Annotated in this window: 12 protein-coding genes; 4 read left to right on the top strand and 8 right to left on the bottom strand. The window is 68.8% G+C overall.

Annotated features, from left to right (window positions below; genetic code table 11):
* The first annotated feature begins 32 nt into the window (after window positions 1-32).
* Complete coding sequence (locus NVS83_RS00575) at window positions 33-725, top strand: GntR family transcriptional regulator (RefSeq protein WP_258737588.1); 693 nt, start codon at window positions 33-35, stop codon at window positions 723-725.
* Between the two features lie 90 nt (window positions 726-815).
* Here NVS83_RS00575 and NVS83_RS00570 read toward each other — a convergent pair whose 3' ends face one another.
* Window positions 816-3,143: a mechanosensitive ion channel domain-containing protein gene (locus NVS83_RS00570; RefSeq protein ID WP_258737587.1), complete on the bottom strand. Its 2,328-nt coding sequence runs from the start codon at window positions 3,141-3,143 to the stop codon at window positions 816-818.
* Between the two features lie 288 nt (window positions 3,144-3,431).
* Between NVS83_RS00570 and NVS83_RS00565 the strand changes: the two genes are divergently transcribed.
* The 3 genes from NVS83_RS00565 to NVS83_RS00555 all read left to right on the top strand — a co-directional run bounded on the left by NVS83_RS00565 (window position 3,432) and on the right by NVS83_RS00555 (window position 8,142).
* On the top strand, window positions 3,432-4,208 hold the full coding sequence (locus tag NVS83_RS00565) for a sulfite exporter TauE/SafE family protein (RefSeq protein ID WP_258737586.1): 777 nt from the start codon (window positions 3,432-3,434) through the stop codon (window positions 4,206-4,208).
* 101 nt (window positions 4,209-4,309) lie between these two features.
* Window positions 4,310-5,410: a TRAP transporter substrate-binding protein gene (locus tag NVS83_RS00560; RefSeq protein ID WP_258737585.1), complete on the top strand. Its 1,101-nt coding sequence runs from the start codon at window positions 4,310-4,312 to the stop codon at window positions 5,408-5,410.
* Between the two features lie 35 nt (window positions 5,411-5,445).
* Complete coding sequence (locus tag NVS83_RS00555; protein WP_258737584.1) at window positions 5,446-8,142, top strand: bifunctional diguanylate cyclase/phosphodiesterase; 2,697 nt, start codon at window positions 5,446-5,448, stop codon at window positions 8,140-8,142.
* A gap of 48 nt (window positions 8,143-8,190) precedes the next feature.
* Here NVS83_RS00555 and phnX read toward each other — a convergent pair whose 3' ends face one another.
* The 7 genes from phnX to pbfA form a co-directional block, all read right to left on the bottom strand.
* The gene (phnX, locus tag NVS83_RS00550) at window positions 8,191-9,009 is read right to left on the bottom strand and encodes a phosphonoacetaldehyde hydrolase (protein WP_258738451.1); all 819 of its coding nucleotides are present in this window, start codon (window positions 9,007-9,009) and stop codon (window positions 8,191-8,193) included.
* Window positions 9,010-9,085: 76 nt separating this feature from the next.
* A complete protein-coding gene (locus NVS83_RS00545) occupies window positions 9,086-9,883 on the bottom strand; it encodes an ABC transporter permease subunit (protein WP_258737583.1) in 798 nt (265 codons plus the stop codon).
* Window positions 9,867-10,754, bottom strand: a complete 888-nt coding sequence (locus NVS83_RS00540; protein WP_258737582.1) for a 2-aminoethylphosphonate ABC transporter permease subunit — start codon at window positions 10,752-10,754, stop codon at window positions 9,867-9,869. The genes NVS83_RS00545 and NVS83_RS00540 overlap by 17 nt, the downstream gene beginning before the upstream one ends.
* Window positions 10,747-11,901: an ABC transporter ATP-binding protein gene (locus tag NVS83_RS00535; RefSeq protein ID WP_258737581.1), complete on the bottom strand. Its 1,155-nt coding sequence runs from the start codon at window positions 11,899-11,901 to the stop codon at window positions 10,747-10,749. The genes NVS83_RS00540 and NVS83_RS00535 overlap by 8 nt, the downstream gene beginning before the upstream one ends.
* Window positions 11,901-12,926 carry a 2-aminoethylphosphonate ABC transporter substrate-binding protein gene (locus NVS83_RS00530; protein WP_258731371.1) on the bottom strand — a complete coding sequence of 342 codons (1,026 nt, stop codon included), beginning with the start codon at window positions 12,924-12,926 and terminating at the stop codon, window positions 11,901-11,903. The genes NVS83_RS00535 and NVS83_RS00530 overlap by 1 nt, the downstream gene beginning before the upstream one ends.
* A 214-nt stretch (window positions 12,927-13,140) precedes the next feature.
* Window positions 13,141-14,151: an NAD(P)-dependent oxidoreductase gene (locus NVS83_RS00525; RefSeq protein ID WP_258737580.1), complete on the bottom strand. Its 1,011-nt coding sequence runs from the start codon at window positions 14,149-14,151 to the stop codon at window positions 13,141-13,143.
* Window positions 14,152-14,194: 43 nt separating this feature from the next.
* Complete coding sequence (gene pbfA, locus NVS83_RS00520) at window positions 14,195-15,556, bottom strand: (R)-1-hydroxy-2-aminoethylphosphonate ammonia-lyase (RefSeq protein WP_258737579.1); 1,362 nt, start codon at window positions 15,554-15,556, stop codon at window positions 14,195-14,197.
* Window positions 15,557-15,639: the final 83 nt, after the last annotated feature.

Here is a 15,639-nt window from a genome sequence, read left to right as displayed (position 1 = left end):
TTCGGCGAATGCAGCAGGATAGGCGCCCACCCATGTCGGACGACCGGCAGACGCGGACCGAGAAGCTGGCGAGCGAGATCGCCGATGCCATTCTCGACGGCACGCTGGCGCCCGGCAGCCGCCTCGACGAGCATATGCTGGCCGCCCGCTACGGCACCTCGCGCACCCCGGTCCGCGAGGCGCTGCGCCAGCTCGCGACCACCGGGCTGATCGAATTGCGCCCGCGCCGCGGGGCCATCGTCGCGCAGGTGACTTCGGACGAACTCGAGATGCTGTTCGTCGCCATGGGCGAACTGGAGGCGACCTGCGCCCGGCTCTCCGCCATGAGCATGACGCCGATCGAGCGCCGGCGCCTCGGCGCGCTCTACGATTCCATGGGCGAGATGGTGGCGCAGGACGACGTCCCCGCCTACACCGCCGCCAATACGGCGCTGCACGCCATGTTCTATGCCGGGACCCACAATCCCGTGCTGGCGGAGATGACGGCCGGGCTGCGCCGGCGCGTCGGGCCGTTCCGGCGGGCGCAGTTCCGCGCCCCGGGCCGGCTCGCCCTGTCCCATGCCGAGCATGGGACGGTAGTGCGTGCCGTGCTCGGCGGCGATGCCACCGCGGCTCACGCCGCCATGCTGCACCATGTCAGTCTGGTCGAGGACGCCTTCGAGCAGCTCGTCGCGACGGCGATGGAAGCGCCGGGCTCTCCCCCCCACCGGGCGAAGGCCGGCTGACCGTCTCCCAAAGCGAATGGCGGGGACGTTCGACGGCCATGGATGTCGCCATCGCCGCCGAAGCTTGCCGCCAGCCCTGCTCGTTGCGCGTCAGGACGGGTCCTTTTCTTCGATCGTGGGGAGCATCGACCCGTCCTCATCGTCCGAACGTTCGCGCGCACCAGGATGCTCCTCGATGAGGGGCCCGGGCGTGCGCGCCGCGCGGGCGGCGTCGGCGCGGCGGCGCGCGGGCATCTCGATATCCTCGGGACGCTGGTTGACGACGCGCAGCGGTGCCGCCAGCCCCTTCTTGTCGGATCCCATGTAGATGGTGCGATGCGGGAACGGGATCTCGATCCCCTTCGCCTCGAACGCCGCCTTGATGCGCCGGTAGAACTCGCGCTTGACGTTCCACTGGCCGAGCGGTCGGGTCTTGAAGCGCCCGCGCAGCCAGACGCTGGACTCCTTCAGTCCCTCGACGCCCACCACCTCGAACGGCTCGACGATGGTCTCCGCCAGCGGCCCCTTGGAGGCCATGTCCGCCGCGACCTCGGCCATCAGCGCCAGCGCATCGTCGATGTTCTCGCGATAGGCGATGTCGACGTCGACCACCGCATAGGCGAAGTCCTTCGACATGTTCTTGATGGTCTGCACCTCGCCGAACGGGATCGAGTGCACATTGCCGTCGAAGTCGCGCATGTGGACGGTGCGGATGGTGATCTTCTCCACCAGCCCGGCATGAGTGCCCACCTCGACCACGTCGCCCACCGACAGCGTGTCCTCCATCAGGATGAACACGCCGGTGATGACGTCCTTGACCAAAGTTTGGGCGCCGAAGCCGATGGCGAGGCCGAGGACACCGGCACCGGCCAGCAGCGGGGCGATGTCGACGCCAACCTCCGACAGCAGGATCAGTCCGCCCAGCGTCAGCAGCACGACGCGGAACGCGTTCTGCACGAAGGGCAGAAGCGTCTTCAGCCGCGTCGAATTGGGGTTGGTGAGGCGCAGCCGCTCGGCGAAGGCGGCCGCGATCTCCCACAGGACGAGCCCGATCACCAGCACGATGCCGATCGAGATCATCCGGCCGACAAGCCCCTGCCCGGACTCCGAGGCCAGCCATACGAAGGGCTGCGCGCCCCAGATCTCCAGCAGCACCAGCAAGACGAAGGCGATGAACACCCATTTCAGCACGGTGCGGAGGATGGGGATGTAGCGGTTGGCGCGCACCTCGAGCAGCGGGAAGCGGGCGTGCAGCTCCGGATTGAGCCGGAACACCCGGTCGAAGGCGCGGATGAGCCCCATCCCGACCAGCGTCGCGATCGTCACGGCGAGGATGGAGAGCAGGGTCGCGCGGGCGAGGAAATCGAAGCCGCGGCCGATGTCGAGCACCCACACCAGATACGCCACGGAGATGTAGGCGATCATCAGCACGTGCCAGAACTCGGCGACGGTATCGCGCACCCGGGCGAGCTTGCTATCGCGCGAGCCGAGCCTGCGCAGGCGCCGACCGACGCCGTTCCTGACCTGGAGGATCAGGACCACGCTCATGCCCGCGAGCAGCAGGGCGAGCAGGTCGCCGAAGAACACGTAGGCCGCGCGGGAGAGCCCGAGCACCCAGGCCGCGCGCAGGATGAAGTAGCCGTAGATCGCCGTGTGGGTGAAGCGCCGGACCCAGAGATAGCCATAGGCCGCGCTTTCATTGTCGAGCCTGAACAGCCGCATCTGCGGCGCATCCGGCGTCAGCACAGCCCGCGCGGCGACGATCACCAGCCGCGCCAGGACGTTGGCGTTGATCACTGTCACCACCGCCAGCCGGACGATGAAGCTGAGCTCGACCAGCGCCAGCACGCCATAGGCCACCGCCGCGAAGACGGCGATCGGCACCACGTCGAGTATGGTGCGCATGATGAGCATCAGCAGCTTGGCGATGAAGGAATGCGTCGCCCTCGCCTCGATGGCGCGCCGCGGGCGCGACAGCAGCCATTTGGCGGCGTATTCGGCGAAGATCGCCGCCACCAGTACCGCGATCACCATGCTCACCGCCCAGCCGATGCGCTGAAGCACGAACGGGTCGGTGAGATTCTCGAAGAGCTGCATCGCCTCGGTGGGCAGCGTCTCGATCTCGCTCAGGATGCCGAGCACGGCCCCGGAGAAGGCTCCGAGCGATTCGGTGGCGCCCGACAGCCAGTCCTCGCGCTTGACCGGCTCCTCGGCGACGGCGCCGCTGTCGACCAGTGCGCGCAGCTTGTCGAGGAACTCCTTGCGGGTTGCATCGTTGCTCAACGTATCGAGCAGCGCGCGCAGATTGGGCGTCGTCTCCGTCGCAGTGGTCGAGGCGGGCGTCGAAGCGGCGGGAGCCGGCACCTGGCTGAAGGCCGGCGCGGTGAAGAGAAGGCAGAAGGCGAGCAGGAGAAGGCTGGGTAACGCGCGCGGCGGCATAAGAGATCCCGTCGTTCTTGATCACGAGCGCCCGAGTCGCAACGCATGTCACGGGCGAGCGGCAGGAGGCGGGCCATCGCCAACGCGGCACGCCGGCGCTTGTTCCTCCCAAGGGTTCCAGATTTGCCGCGATGCGGCAACCCGCCCGGACGCAGGGCAGGTTCCTCCCCTGCCCCGGTCTCTACCGTCGTGGAATTGTGGCCGGCCGCACGGCGGGCCTCGGCAAGGCGCCGCGACTGGTGTTCAATGACGTCCCGGGAACGGCCGCTCCGGGGTGCCTGCACGCAAATGATCGATTTTACCTATATACTTTCGGGGTTTCTCGTCGGCGCCCTGGTGGGCCTCACCGGGGTGGGCGGCGGCTCGCTGATGTCGCCCATGCTGATCCTGCTTTTCGGGGTGGCCCCGACCACCGCCATCGGCACCGATCTGTGGTTCGCGGCAGTTACCAAGATCGTCGGTTCGACCTTTCATCACCGCTTCGGCAGCCTCGATCTGCGCATCGCGATGCTGCTCGGGCTCGGCAGCATTCCGACCTCGATCATCGTCATCGCCAGCCTGTACCACTCGCAGCTGGCGTTCGATCCCGCGATCACGACGCGGATCCTCGGCGCGGTGCTGGTGGCGACATCGATCGCCATGATGTTTCGCGAGCGCATCCGCCGGGCCGCTGCCCGCAACAGCCACCGGCTCGATCGTCTCACCCTTTTCCGCGACGCCGGCACGGTGCTGTGCGGCTGCCTCGTCGGCGGGCTGGTGACCCTGACCTCGGTCGGCGCCGGCGCGCTCGGGGCGGTGTTCCTCATCGCCCTCTATCCCGGCCTCGCCGCGCGGCAGATCGCGGGGACCGACACGGCCCACGCCGTGCCGCTGACCATCATCGGCGGGATCGGCTATCTTTTCCTCGGCAATGTGGACCTCGCCCTGCTCGGCCTGCTCCTCATCGGCTCGATCCCCGGCGTCGCCATCGGCGCCCTGGCCTGTTCGCGCCTCGACGACCGGCTGGTACGGGTCCTGATCACCGTCGTGCTGCTGATTGCCGGTATCAAGCTGCTACTGCGCTGAGTTTTCTCCGACTTTTAGGGTAACGTTGTTATGACGGAGGGCATTCCGCCCGCCTGCGATCGCGATTATCGTCGGGTCAACTGAAGCGTGAAGGCAGGCGCATGGCAGGGCAATCGGGCGATGCTCCCGTCAAACGGCCGGAAAGGAACCGGTTTCGCGCGATCGTGGTCGCCGGCCTGATCGGCCTGTATGCAGGCGCCGCGCAGGCGCAATCCACCGCCGGCGGCACGGTGAAGCTCAACGTCGTCGGCGGCCTCGCGGGCCTCACCCAGTACACCAAGCTCGAGCAGCCCTTCTGGCAGTCCGAGATCGCCGAGATGTCCAACGGGCGCATCTCCGCCACCATCCGCCCGCTCGACGGCGGCGGGCTGCGCGGCCAGGAGATGCTGCAGCTCCTGCGTCTCGGCGTGGTCTCGTTCGGGACCGCGCTGCTCTCGGTCGTCGCCGGGGACGAGCCGGAGCTGAACGCCATCGACCTGCCGGTGCTCAACCCCGACATCGCCACCCTGCGCCGCACGGTGGCGGCGTTCCGCCAGCATCTCGCCGACGTGCTGCGCACGCGCTACGACATCGAGCTTCTCGGCGTCTACACCTACCCGGCGCAGGTGCTCTTCTGCAAAAGCGCGTTCAAAGGGCTCGACGACCTGGTCGGGCGCAAGGTGCGCACCTCCTCGGTCGGTCAGTCGGAGCTGATGGCGGCGCTCGGCGCGATTCCGGTGCTGGTCCCGTTCGCCGAGATCGTGCCGGCGCTGCGCGAGGGCGTCACGGATTGCGCGATCACCGGAACGCTCAGCGGCTACGAGATCGGGCTGCCGGACGTGACCACCCATGTGCATGACATGGCGATCAGCTGGGGGCTTTCCGTGTTCGGCGCCAATCGGACGACATGGAACGGCCTGCCTGCGGACGTGCGTTCGACCATCCGCTCGGGCGTGGCCGAGCTCGAACGCCGCATCTGGCTGCAGGCGGGCGCCGACACCGAGCGCGGGCTCAGCTGCAATGCCGGAGCCGCCTCCTGTGGCGAGCCGCCGAGCGAGCCCATGACCATCGTGCCGCTGTCGAAGGCCGACGCGTCGCGGCGCCGGCATCTCCTCGAGGACGTCGTGCTACCGCGCTGGATCGCGCGCTGCGGCCTCGCCTGCGTCCAGGCCTGGAACACCTATCTCGCCCCCACCCATTCCATAACGGTATCCGCCGAGTGAGCCTTGCGCGTAGCCCTAGCAGTCGATGACAGCCCATGATCTGGCACCGTCTCAAGCTGATTGTCGCGAGCGGGACGGCGATCATCCTGCTGATTATCGTGGCGGGAACGGCCGCGCTTCTCGACCGCGCCGAGCGGACGGCGACGGCGACGGTCGAGATCTCGCTGGAGCGCTCGGCCCAGGCGGTCGAGAACGCGCTGAACCGCCAGCTCCTCCAGGTCCATGGCGCGCTCGCGAGTCTGCCCACGCTGTTCAGGGCCGCCAGGGTCACGCCCATGGACCCGGTGGTGGTCGACGACCTGCTGAGCGGGCTGAACTTCCAGACCCTCGCCTATCGCGACCTGCTGCTGGTCGATTCCCAGGGCACGATCCTCGGATCGGCCCGCCAGCGTCCCGTGGGCCGGCACCTTCCCTTCGACGCCGATGAGCTGAAGCAGGGCCCGACCGCGCTGGTCGGGCCGGTCCGCAATGCGATCACCGGCGACTGGTCGATCTACGTCACCCGCTCCATTTCCGGCTGGAACGGGGTGACGGCGGTCGCCGAGGTGCCCATTCCCACGCTGATGAAGCTGCTCGCCGAGACCGGTACGCTGCCGGGTGTCCGGCTTCTGCTGGAGCGCCCCAACGGGCAGCTCATCGCCTCGCTGCCGCATGACGAGCTCGAGACCGGCCGCATACGTCCTTCAGCTCTCGGAAGAAGCGCGCCGGACGGCAGGGCGTTCATCTCGGTCAATGCCGCCACCGGCCAGAGCACGGTCTCGGTGGTGCGCGCCTCGCTCTATGGCGATGCGCGAGTGGTGCTCACCGCGCCGCTCGACGCGATGCTGACCGACTGGCGGCGCGACCGCGACGCCACCATCATGATCGCCACGATCGGCACCCTCCTGATCGCCGCCTTCTCCGCGGCGCTGCTGGTGGCGCTGCGCCAGCGCGAGAAGACCGATGCGGAACGTGCCCGCGCGCAGGCGGTGCTGGTCAACGCGGTCGAGGCCATGTCGGACGGTTTCGTCATGTGGGACGAGCATGACCGCCTCGTCACCTGCAACGAGCGCTATCGCGACCTCTACAGCATCAGCGCGCCCTTCATGATCGCCGGCTCGACCTTCGAGGAGATCGTCCGCAAGGGCGTCGAGGAGGGGCAGTATCCGGAAGCGGCTGGCGATGCCGAGGGCTTCGTGGCGCGCATGTTGGCGCTGCACGCCGAGGGAACCGGCTCGGAGGAGCGCCTGCTCCCCGACGGACGCTGGGTGCTGATGAAGGAACGGCGCACGGCCGATGGCGGGACCGTCGGCACGCGCACCGATATCACCCAGCTCAAGACCATGCTGGGCGAGCTCGGCGAGGCCAATCGGCGGGCAAACGAGGCGGCCGCCGAGGCACGGCGCCAGAACGCGGCGCTGACCGAGCGCGAGAGCCGCATCCGCTTCCTCGCCCATCATGACGACCTGACGCGGCTGCCGAACCGGGTGCTGTTCCGCGACCGCGTCGCCTCCGCGCTCAACCGCGCCGCGGCCCGGGGCGAGGAGCTCGCCCTGCTCTATCTCGACCTCGACCGCTTCAAGGACGTGAACGACACGCTCGGCCACCCGGTGGGCGACGCGCTGCTGCAGGCCGTGGCGGCGAGGCTCAGCGCCTGCGTCAACGATCCCGAGCGCGTCGCCCGTCTCGGCGGCGACGAGTTCGCGGTCGTCAGCCTGGCCGAGGTGCAGCCGGAAAGCGCCGAGGACCTCAGCACCCGGATCATCGAGGAGATCGGCCGGCCCTACAACATTCTCGGCCACACGATCGGCATGAGCGCGAGCATCGGCATCGCGGTCGCCGACCGGCAGGGCAACGACGCGGACGGGCTGCTCAAGCAGGCGGACCTCGCGCTCTACGAGGCGAAGGGCAAGGGCCGCGCCCGGCTCTGCGTCTTCGAGCCGGGCATGGAGGCGCATCTGCGCGACCGCCTCGCCATCGAGGCCGACCTGCTCCTCGCCCTGCCGGGCGAGCAGTTCGAGCTCGTCTACCAGCCGATCTACGATCTGAATTCGGGGCGGCTGCGCGGCTTCGAGGCGCTGCTGCGCTGGCACCATCCCACGCGCGGGCTGGTCAGCCCGGCGGCGTTCGTCCCGGTCGCCGAGGACACGCGGCTCATCGTCGAGATCGGCAACTGGATCCTGCACCGGGCCTGCGTCGACGCGCTGCGCCTGCCGGACGGACTGCGGATCGCGATAAACCTGTCACCGATCCAGCTCGCCTTCGGCGACATCGTCGAAAGCGTGGCACAGACCCTGCGCGACACCGGGCTCGACCCGACGCGGCTGGAGCTCGAGATCACGGAGACGGCGCTGTTCAGCAACGACCAGCGCAATCTCGAGGTACTGAGGCGGCTCAAGCTGCTGGGCGTGCGGATCGTGCTCGACGATTTCGGCACCGGCTATTCGAGCCTCAGCCATCTCCATCTGTTCCCGCTCGACAAGGTCAAGATCGACCGGCTGTTCGTGCGCGACAGCACCGTGCGCTCGAAGAGCGCCGTCATCGTCGAGGCCATTGCCGGGCTCGCCTCGCGGCTCGGCATGACGACGACGGCGGAGGGGATCGAGACCACCGATCAGTGGGAGGTGGCGCGCGCCTCCGGCTGCACGGAGGCGCAGGGCTACCTGCTGGGCAAGCCGCTGCCGATCGAGGGGGCGCTGCACGTCGCCACCCTGCCCGACCATCCCTGCTTCAAGGCGCCGAAGGCAATCTGAGCCGCGCCTGGACGATCGTGCTTGCCGATGGAGCGCCGCAGCCGCCCGTCAGGGGCGCTCGCCGCGGGCCAGGCGCCCGCTGATCGCCGCCAGCACGGGGAGGAGATCGGCGACGCCGTCGATCACGTAGTGCGCGCCGGCCGAAGTCAGCTTCTCGACCGCCTTCGCGCGGCGTTCGACGAAGGCCTCGGGGGACAGCGCCGCGGTGTCGCCGCGCGACAGGCCGAACACGTTGCCGGTGACGGCGACGCCGACGGTCCAGGCGCCGCAGTTCAGCCCCTCGCCGATGCCGACCTCGGTGTCGTCCACCTTCACCACCGACCAGGCCGGATAGACCTGTAGGTCCGTCAGCACCTTCCACATGAGGAAGGGGGTGGGGCGCCCGTCCGGCACGTCGCCGGTGCAGGCCATGGCGTCGGCCGCGAAGCCCTGCTCGGCCGCGCGCGGGGTGATCTTCGCCATGATCTCGCGCGTGTAGCCGGTGGTGCTGCCGATCTTCACGCCTGCCGCGCGCAGCGCCGCCGCCGTCTCGGCCGCGCCGGGAATGAGGTCGGCGAAGCTTGCCGCCACCGCGAGGTTCTTCGGCACGAACACCGCATAGACCGCGTCGATGTCCGCCTCCGTCGGCGCGTGGCCGTGCACCCTCTGCCACTCGGCGGCGACGCGCGGCATGGCGAGCAGCGCGGCCACATGCGGGCGCTTGGCCATGCCCATCGGCACGCGGGCCTCGTCGATGCTGATCTCGACGTCGAACTCGCCGAACGCCTCGACGAAGGCGCCCATCGGCGCGAGCGAGCCGAAATCGACGACGGTTCCGGCCCAATCGAAGACGATGGCCTTGAGGTGGGACAGTGACATGGCATTCATCCGGTTGAAGAGCGCCGCGCCGCCGGTGGTCATTGAGCCGACCTCGAGGCGTCGCGGCAGGAAGATCCGTCCCGCCTCAGCGCAGCATGGCCCTGCTCGACACGCGGGACAGGACGGTCAGCACGATCAGCGTCGCGACGCCGAGAATGGTGGTCAGCGTCGCCGCGTCGAAGATCGCGCCGCGATCGGACAGGGCGAAGATCCGCACCGGCATGGTAACCCAGCCGGGCGGATAGACCATGATGGTCGCGCCGAGCTCGCCCATCGACAGCGCGAAGCTCAGGCTGAAGGCGGCGATGAGATAGGGCGTCAGCAGCGGCAGCGTCACCCGCCGCAGGCGATAGAATGGCCGCGCGCCCAGGCTCTCGGCAATCTGCTCGCATTCGGCCGGCACGCGGGCGAGGCCGGCGGTGACGTTGCCGAAAGTGAAGGCGAACACCAGCACGAAATGGGCGATCAGCACGATGGCGCGGGTGCCGTTCAAGAGGAAGGGCGGCTGGCTGAAGGCGACCAGCAGGCCGAGCCCGACCGAGACGGACGGCACCGCGCTCGGCACGAAGAACACCGCCTCGAGAAGCCGCGCGGGCAGCCTGACGCGGCGGCGCAGCGCGAGCGCTGCCCAGGTGCCGCAGGCGAGCGCGGCGCTGCTGGCGATGGCGCCGGTCATCAGGCTGGTGACGAGGGCGTCGAGCGAATCGCTGCGGAACGCCTCGGCGTAGTGGAGGAGCGTGAACTCGCCCGGCAGGGCGCCGTTCCAGGTCCGCGCGAGGCTCGCCAGCACGATCACCGCGATCGGCAGCCCGTAGAGCACCGCGAAGAGCGGCAGCACGACCGCCCAGACGGCGAGGCGCCAGGCCCTAGACCCTGCCAGCATTGCCGCCTCCGAAATGCGAGATGATGGCCCGATAGAGGCCGTAGAGCCCGAGCGAGAGCACGACATTCACCACCGCGATCACGCAGGCACTCGTATAGTCGAATTCCTGGATCGCCTTGGCGTAGACCAGCATCGGCAGGGTGATGACGTCCTTGGCGCCGATGAAGAGCACGATGCCGAACTCGTTCACCGTCAGCAGCAGGCACAGGCTGCCGCCGGCGAGCAGCGCGGGCAGCGAGGCCGGCAGGATGATCTGGCGGATGACGCGGAACGGGCGCGCGCCGAGGCTGCTCGCCACCTCGAGCTGGGCCGGCTCGATGGTCGAGAACGCCGCCAGCAGCGGGCGCATGACGAAGGGGGTGAACACGGTGATCTCGGCGAGGATCACGCCCCATTGGGAATAGAGGAAGTCGACCGGCGGCTGTTCAAGATGGAAGGCGTCCACCAGCAGCCCGTTCAGCAGGCCAGCCGAGCCGTAGATGAAGGTGAAAGCCAGCGTCATCAGGAAGGTCGGCAGGGCGATGATCATGTCGATCAGCCGGCCGGCGATCGGCGCGCCGGGAAACGGGATGAACGCGATCACCAGCGACAGCACGAAGCCGAGCACGAGGCAGCCCGCGGTCGCGCTGCCGGCGATGACGACCGTGTGGTAGAGCCCGCTGACGAACTCGCGCGAGCGCAGCACCGTCTCGATGTGAAGCAGCGAGGCGCCCTCGCCTTCCGGCGCCAGCGCCTCGCGCACGATCAGGCTGAGCGGGTAGAAGAACAGGACCAGCAGCACCAGCAGCGGCGGCACCACCCATAGCAGGCCGGCCCGGAAGCTCCGCCCCGGGCGCGGGGATGCGACGGTGTGGGCGGCGAGGTCAACCACGGGGCGCGTCCTCCGGCACCAGCGTCACCTCGGACGGATCGAAGCAGACGCGCAGCTGATCGCCCAGCGCAGGAGGCACCGCCATCGGCACGCAGGTCATGCGCAGGCTCTCGCCTTCCGCCGTCAGCGTGATGTTGTGCACGTCGCCCTGCCACTGGACGCTCTGCACCACGCCAGTCAGCGCATTGGCCACCTCGCCCTCGCCGGCGAAACGCATGTGATGCGGGCGCACGCAGAGCAGGCAGTCGCGGCCCTCGGGCAGGTTGTGCGGATTGCGCGCGAGCAGCTCGGCGCCGCCGAACCGCACCCGCGCCTCGCCCGGCCCGGCCGCCGTCAGCCCGCCGACGGAAAGGAGATTCGCCCGACCGAGGAACTCGGCGGCGAAGCGCGTGGGCGGGTGGCGGAACAGCGCCTGCGCCTCGCCGAAGGCCTGCATCTCGCCGTCGCGCATGATGCCGATATGGTTGGCGAGCGTCAGCGCCTCGGTCTGGTCGTGCGTCACATAGAGCACGGTCAGGTCCGGCAGGTCGTGATGCAGCTTGGCGATCTCGTCGATCATGGCGCGGCGGATCTGGGTGTCGAGTGCGGAGAGCGGCTCGTCGAGCAGCAGCACCTGGGGCTTGGGCGCCAGCGCCCGGGCGATGGCGACGCGCTGCTGCTGGCCGCCGGAGAGCTCGCGCGGGTAGCGCTTGCCATAGGCCGACATGCCGACCATGGCGAGGCATTCGGGCACGCGCTGGCGGACGACGTCCCGCGGTGCGCCCTGCGCCTGGAGGCCGAAGGCGACGTTATCCTCGACCCGCATATGCGGGAACAGCGCGTAGTTCTGCACCACCATCCCGATCTGCCGGTCATAGGGCGCGAGGTCGGTCACGTCGCGGTCGCCGATCATGATGCGGCCGGAGTTCGGCCGCACGAAGCCGGCGACGACGCGCAGCGCCGTGGTCTTGCCCGAGCCGGACGGGCCGATCAGCGCCACGATCTCCCCGGGATGGACCGTCAGGGTCAACGACTTGAGCACGGTCAGCCCGCCATAGGCGACCGAGACGTCCTCGAATCCGATCCGGCTGCCCGACGTCCGGGAGGCAGTGCGCACCCCGTCGAGGGGCGCGCATCGCTCGATTTCCTGGGCGGTTATGTCGACCATCAATTGCCCGAGATCGCCTGCTTGTAGGCGGCGACGTCGGCCTTCAGGCCGTCCAGCACCTTGGTCCAGTCCGGCGACCAGATCTCGACGCCGTCGAGCATGGCGTTGAGCTTCTTGAAGTTCTCGTCGTCCGGCTTCACGTCGGTGCGTACGGGAAAGCCGCCGGCAACCGAGCTGACGTCTTCCTGCGCGTCCTTGCTCAGCAGGAAGTCGATCAGCTTCTTGCCGTTCTCCGCGTCCGGGGCGTTGGCGACGAGGCCGATGTAATAGGGCAGCGCGAAGGTGCTCTTCTTGCCGTCCGGGCCGGCGGGAATGAAGATCTTGATGTTCGGGTTGCTGGCCGACTGCGCCAGGTTCATCTGCATGTCGCCATTGGCGACATAGAGCTCGCCCTTGTTGACGAGGGCGGTCAGCTTGCCGGTGGAAGCGGAGGGGCCGAGATTGTTGGCCTCGAGCTTCTTGAGGTAGGCGAGGCCCGCTTCCTTGCCGCCGAAGACGTGGAAGGTCTGCAGCATCAGCGCGGTGCCGTCACCCGCCTGGCCGGGCGTCGAATACTGGAGCTTCTTGGCGAACTTCGGATCGAGCAGCGCCTCGTAGCTCGCGGGCGCTTCCTTCAGCACGGAGGCGTTGTAGATGAAGTTCGGGTAGTTGTTGATCATCGCCGCATAGAGGCCGCCGGCATCCTTGTCGCGGGCCTCGATCATGTCGCCGCCGGCGGGGGTGTAGGCCTGCAGCAGACCTTCGCTGGCGGCCTTCTGCATGAACGGCGGCAGGGTCACGAGCACGTCGGCCTGGGTGTTCGACTTCTCCTTGGACAGGCGGTCGACGACGCCGCCGGAACCGGCCTCGACGAACTGGACCTTGATCCCGGTCGCCTTGGTGAACGCGTCGAAATGCTTGCCGTACCAGCTCGGCGAACCGTCGTGGAGACCGTCGGCGCTGTAGATCGTGACGACGCCCGAATCCGCAAAGGACGGCGTCGTGGCTGCCGCGAGGAGCAGCACGGAAAGGATGGAGGCTTTCATCAAACGGGTTCCCTTTTGGGTGCCAGGCGAGAGGCGGCCTTCCGACCATTAATTAGGCGACTTACGAACTGACCAAAAAATGATCTTGCCGCGTCGCCGATAAGTAAAATCTATTCGTCTTATGGTCATAGAGGTCACGCTTATAGGTCGTGAATCGCCGCACGCGACCATCGGCCCGCTGCATGTCGGTCCGGAGACAGCCCTTAGGGAAGCATCAGGCAAAGGCGACGCCGCGGGACTGCGCCAGCAGGCGCGGATCGCGCGAGCGGATGGTGACCGGCCGCCCCTCGATGATCTCGAAGCAGCGCGCCAGCGTGTCCTCTTCGAGCCGCGCCATCGCCTCGTGGGTGAAGAAGGTGAGATGGGGGAACAGAATCACGTCATCCCGCCCGAACAGCGGGCTCATCAGGTGCCCCTCGCGCGCCAGCGGCTCGCTGGAGAAGACGTCGAGCGCCACCCCACCGAGGCGGCCGGCGAGCACCGCCTCCACCAGCGCCGCTTCGTCGATCAGCGCGCCGCGCGAGACGTTCACCAGCACCGCGCTGGGCTTGAGACGGGCGAGCTCGGCCCGGCCGATCAAATGGCGCGTCTGCGCGTTCAGCACGCAGTGCAGCGACACGAAATCGCAGCCGGCGAGCATGGCGTGGAGATCGTCGACCTTCTCGACGCCGGCCCGCGCCATGGTCTCCCGGTCGACATTCGGATCGAAGCCGAGCACCTGCGCGCGGAAGCCCTGCCCGGCCATGCGCGCCATGCTGCGCCCGATCTTGCCGACGCCGACAAGACCGACCACCGAGCCGGCGATGTCGCGCCCGAGCCAGCGCTGGGCGGGCCAGATCCAGCCCTCCTCCTGCATCGCCCGCCCGATCTCGGGCAGCCGCTTGGCCAGCGCGATCATCATCGCGAAGGCACCCTCGGCCACTGTCTCCTCGGCATATTCGGGAACGTTCACGACCGGGATGCCGCGCGCGATCGCGGCCGGGATGTCGATCGCGTCGATCCCCACCCCGTATTTGACGATGCCGCGCAGTTTCTTCGCCGCGGCGATGACGCGCGCGGTGACCGGCGTGTAGCACATGAGCAGCAGGTCGGCGTCCGCCACCGCCTCCGCCAGCGCCTGCTCGCAGATGCCGTCCGGCAGCGTCACGAGGTCGACGCCCCGTGCGAGCAGCCCAGCGTCGATGCCCGGACATTCGAGCTCCGCATCGGTACGAACGGCCTTCATGCGCGTGGCTCCGGAAATGGCGGATGGGGGACGGGAGAGGCGGTCAGCCGGCCAGAATGGCGGACTCAACGATGTCGAGCGCCCGGTCGAGATCCTGTTTCGAGATGACCAGCGGCGGCGACAGGGTGAGCACGTTGCCCTGGCTGATCTTGAAGCTCAGCCCGGCCTCCAGGCAGCGGTAATAGACCGTCTCGGCGAGCGCGAGGTCCGGGCGCCGCTCGGCCCTGTCGGTGACGATCTCGACGCCGAACAGCAGCCCGCGCCCGCGCACGTCGCCGATATGGGGCGTGCGGGCCATCAGGTCGCGCATGCGGCCCATCGCGTGCGCGCCGAGCTCGTCCGCCCGCTCGACGAGACCCTCCTCGCGGATGATGGCGAGGGTGGTGAGCGCAGCACGGGTCGTGACCGGGTTCTTCTCATGCGTGTAGTGGCCGATGGCGTAGTCGCCGGCGACGTCGAGGTCGTGGCGGGCGATCACCGAGGCGATCGGCAGGATGCCGCCGCCCAGCGCCTTGCCGAGCACGATGATGTCCGGCGTCACCCCGTCATGCTCGGAGGCGAAGAACCGCCCGGTCTTGCCGAGCCCGGTCGGGATCTCGTCGAAGATCAGCAGCGTGCCGTGCCGGTCGCAGGCCTCGCGCACCGCCTTCCAGAAGCCGGGCGCCGGCACCAGCGGCGTGGCGCGCATCGGCTCGGCGATGAAGGCGGCGAAATCGCCCTCGCGCCCGAGCACGTAGGAAATCATGTTGGCGCAGGCGCGCGCGGAATCCTCGAGGTTGTCGTGGCCATAGGCGCAGCCATGACTGGCCCAGGGCGCGACATGCTCGGCGCCCGGCAACAGCGGCCCGGCGATGCCGGAGCGGAACGTCGCCTCGCCGCCGACACTGGAGGCGCCGAAGCCCGCGCCGTGGAACGCGTCCCAGAAGGACAGCGTCTTGAAGCGGCCGGTGGCGGCGCGCGCCAGCTTCAGCGCCACTTCCACCGCGTCCGAGCCGCCGGTGGTGAACAGCACCTTGTCGAGCGTGCCCGGCGCCAGCCGGCCCAGCGTCTCGGCAAGTTCCACCGCCGGCTCGCAGGTGAAGCGCCGCGGCGCGAAGCACAGCTCATCGAGCTGCGCCTTGATCGCCTCCTTCAGCCGCGGATGACCGTAGCCGATGTGGTGGACACTGTTGCCATGGAAATCCATGTAGCGCCGGCCGGTCGTGTCCTCGATCCAGATCCCTTCGGCTTTGGCGATCGCGGCGACGCAGGGGCTGGACAGGCTCTGGTGCAGGAAGGCGTCGGAATCGCGTGCCAGCAGGTCGCGCGTGGCGGCATCCTGCTGGCGCGCCGTCCACGCGGCGCGGGCGGCCGAGGTGTTGGATTCCCCTTCGGTGTGGACCAGCGACAGCGGGCGGGGCGGCATTCAGGCGTCTCCTGGCAGGGCGCGCGGCGGGCGCCGACTGTTCATGTGAGCGCCGGCCGGTGCGGCGGCAGTGCGAAGGCGCT

This window comes from Ancylobacter mangrovi, from assembly GCF_024752335.1.
In the GTDB taxonomy this organism is placed as follows: domain Bacteria; phylum Pseudomonadota; class Alphaproteobacteria; order Rhizobiales; family Xanthobacteraceae; genus Ancylobacter; species Ancylobacter mangrovi.
The sequence above is the reverse complement of the archived record's forward strand: the minus strand, read 5'-3'. Positions and strand labels throughout refer to the sequence as shown.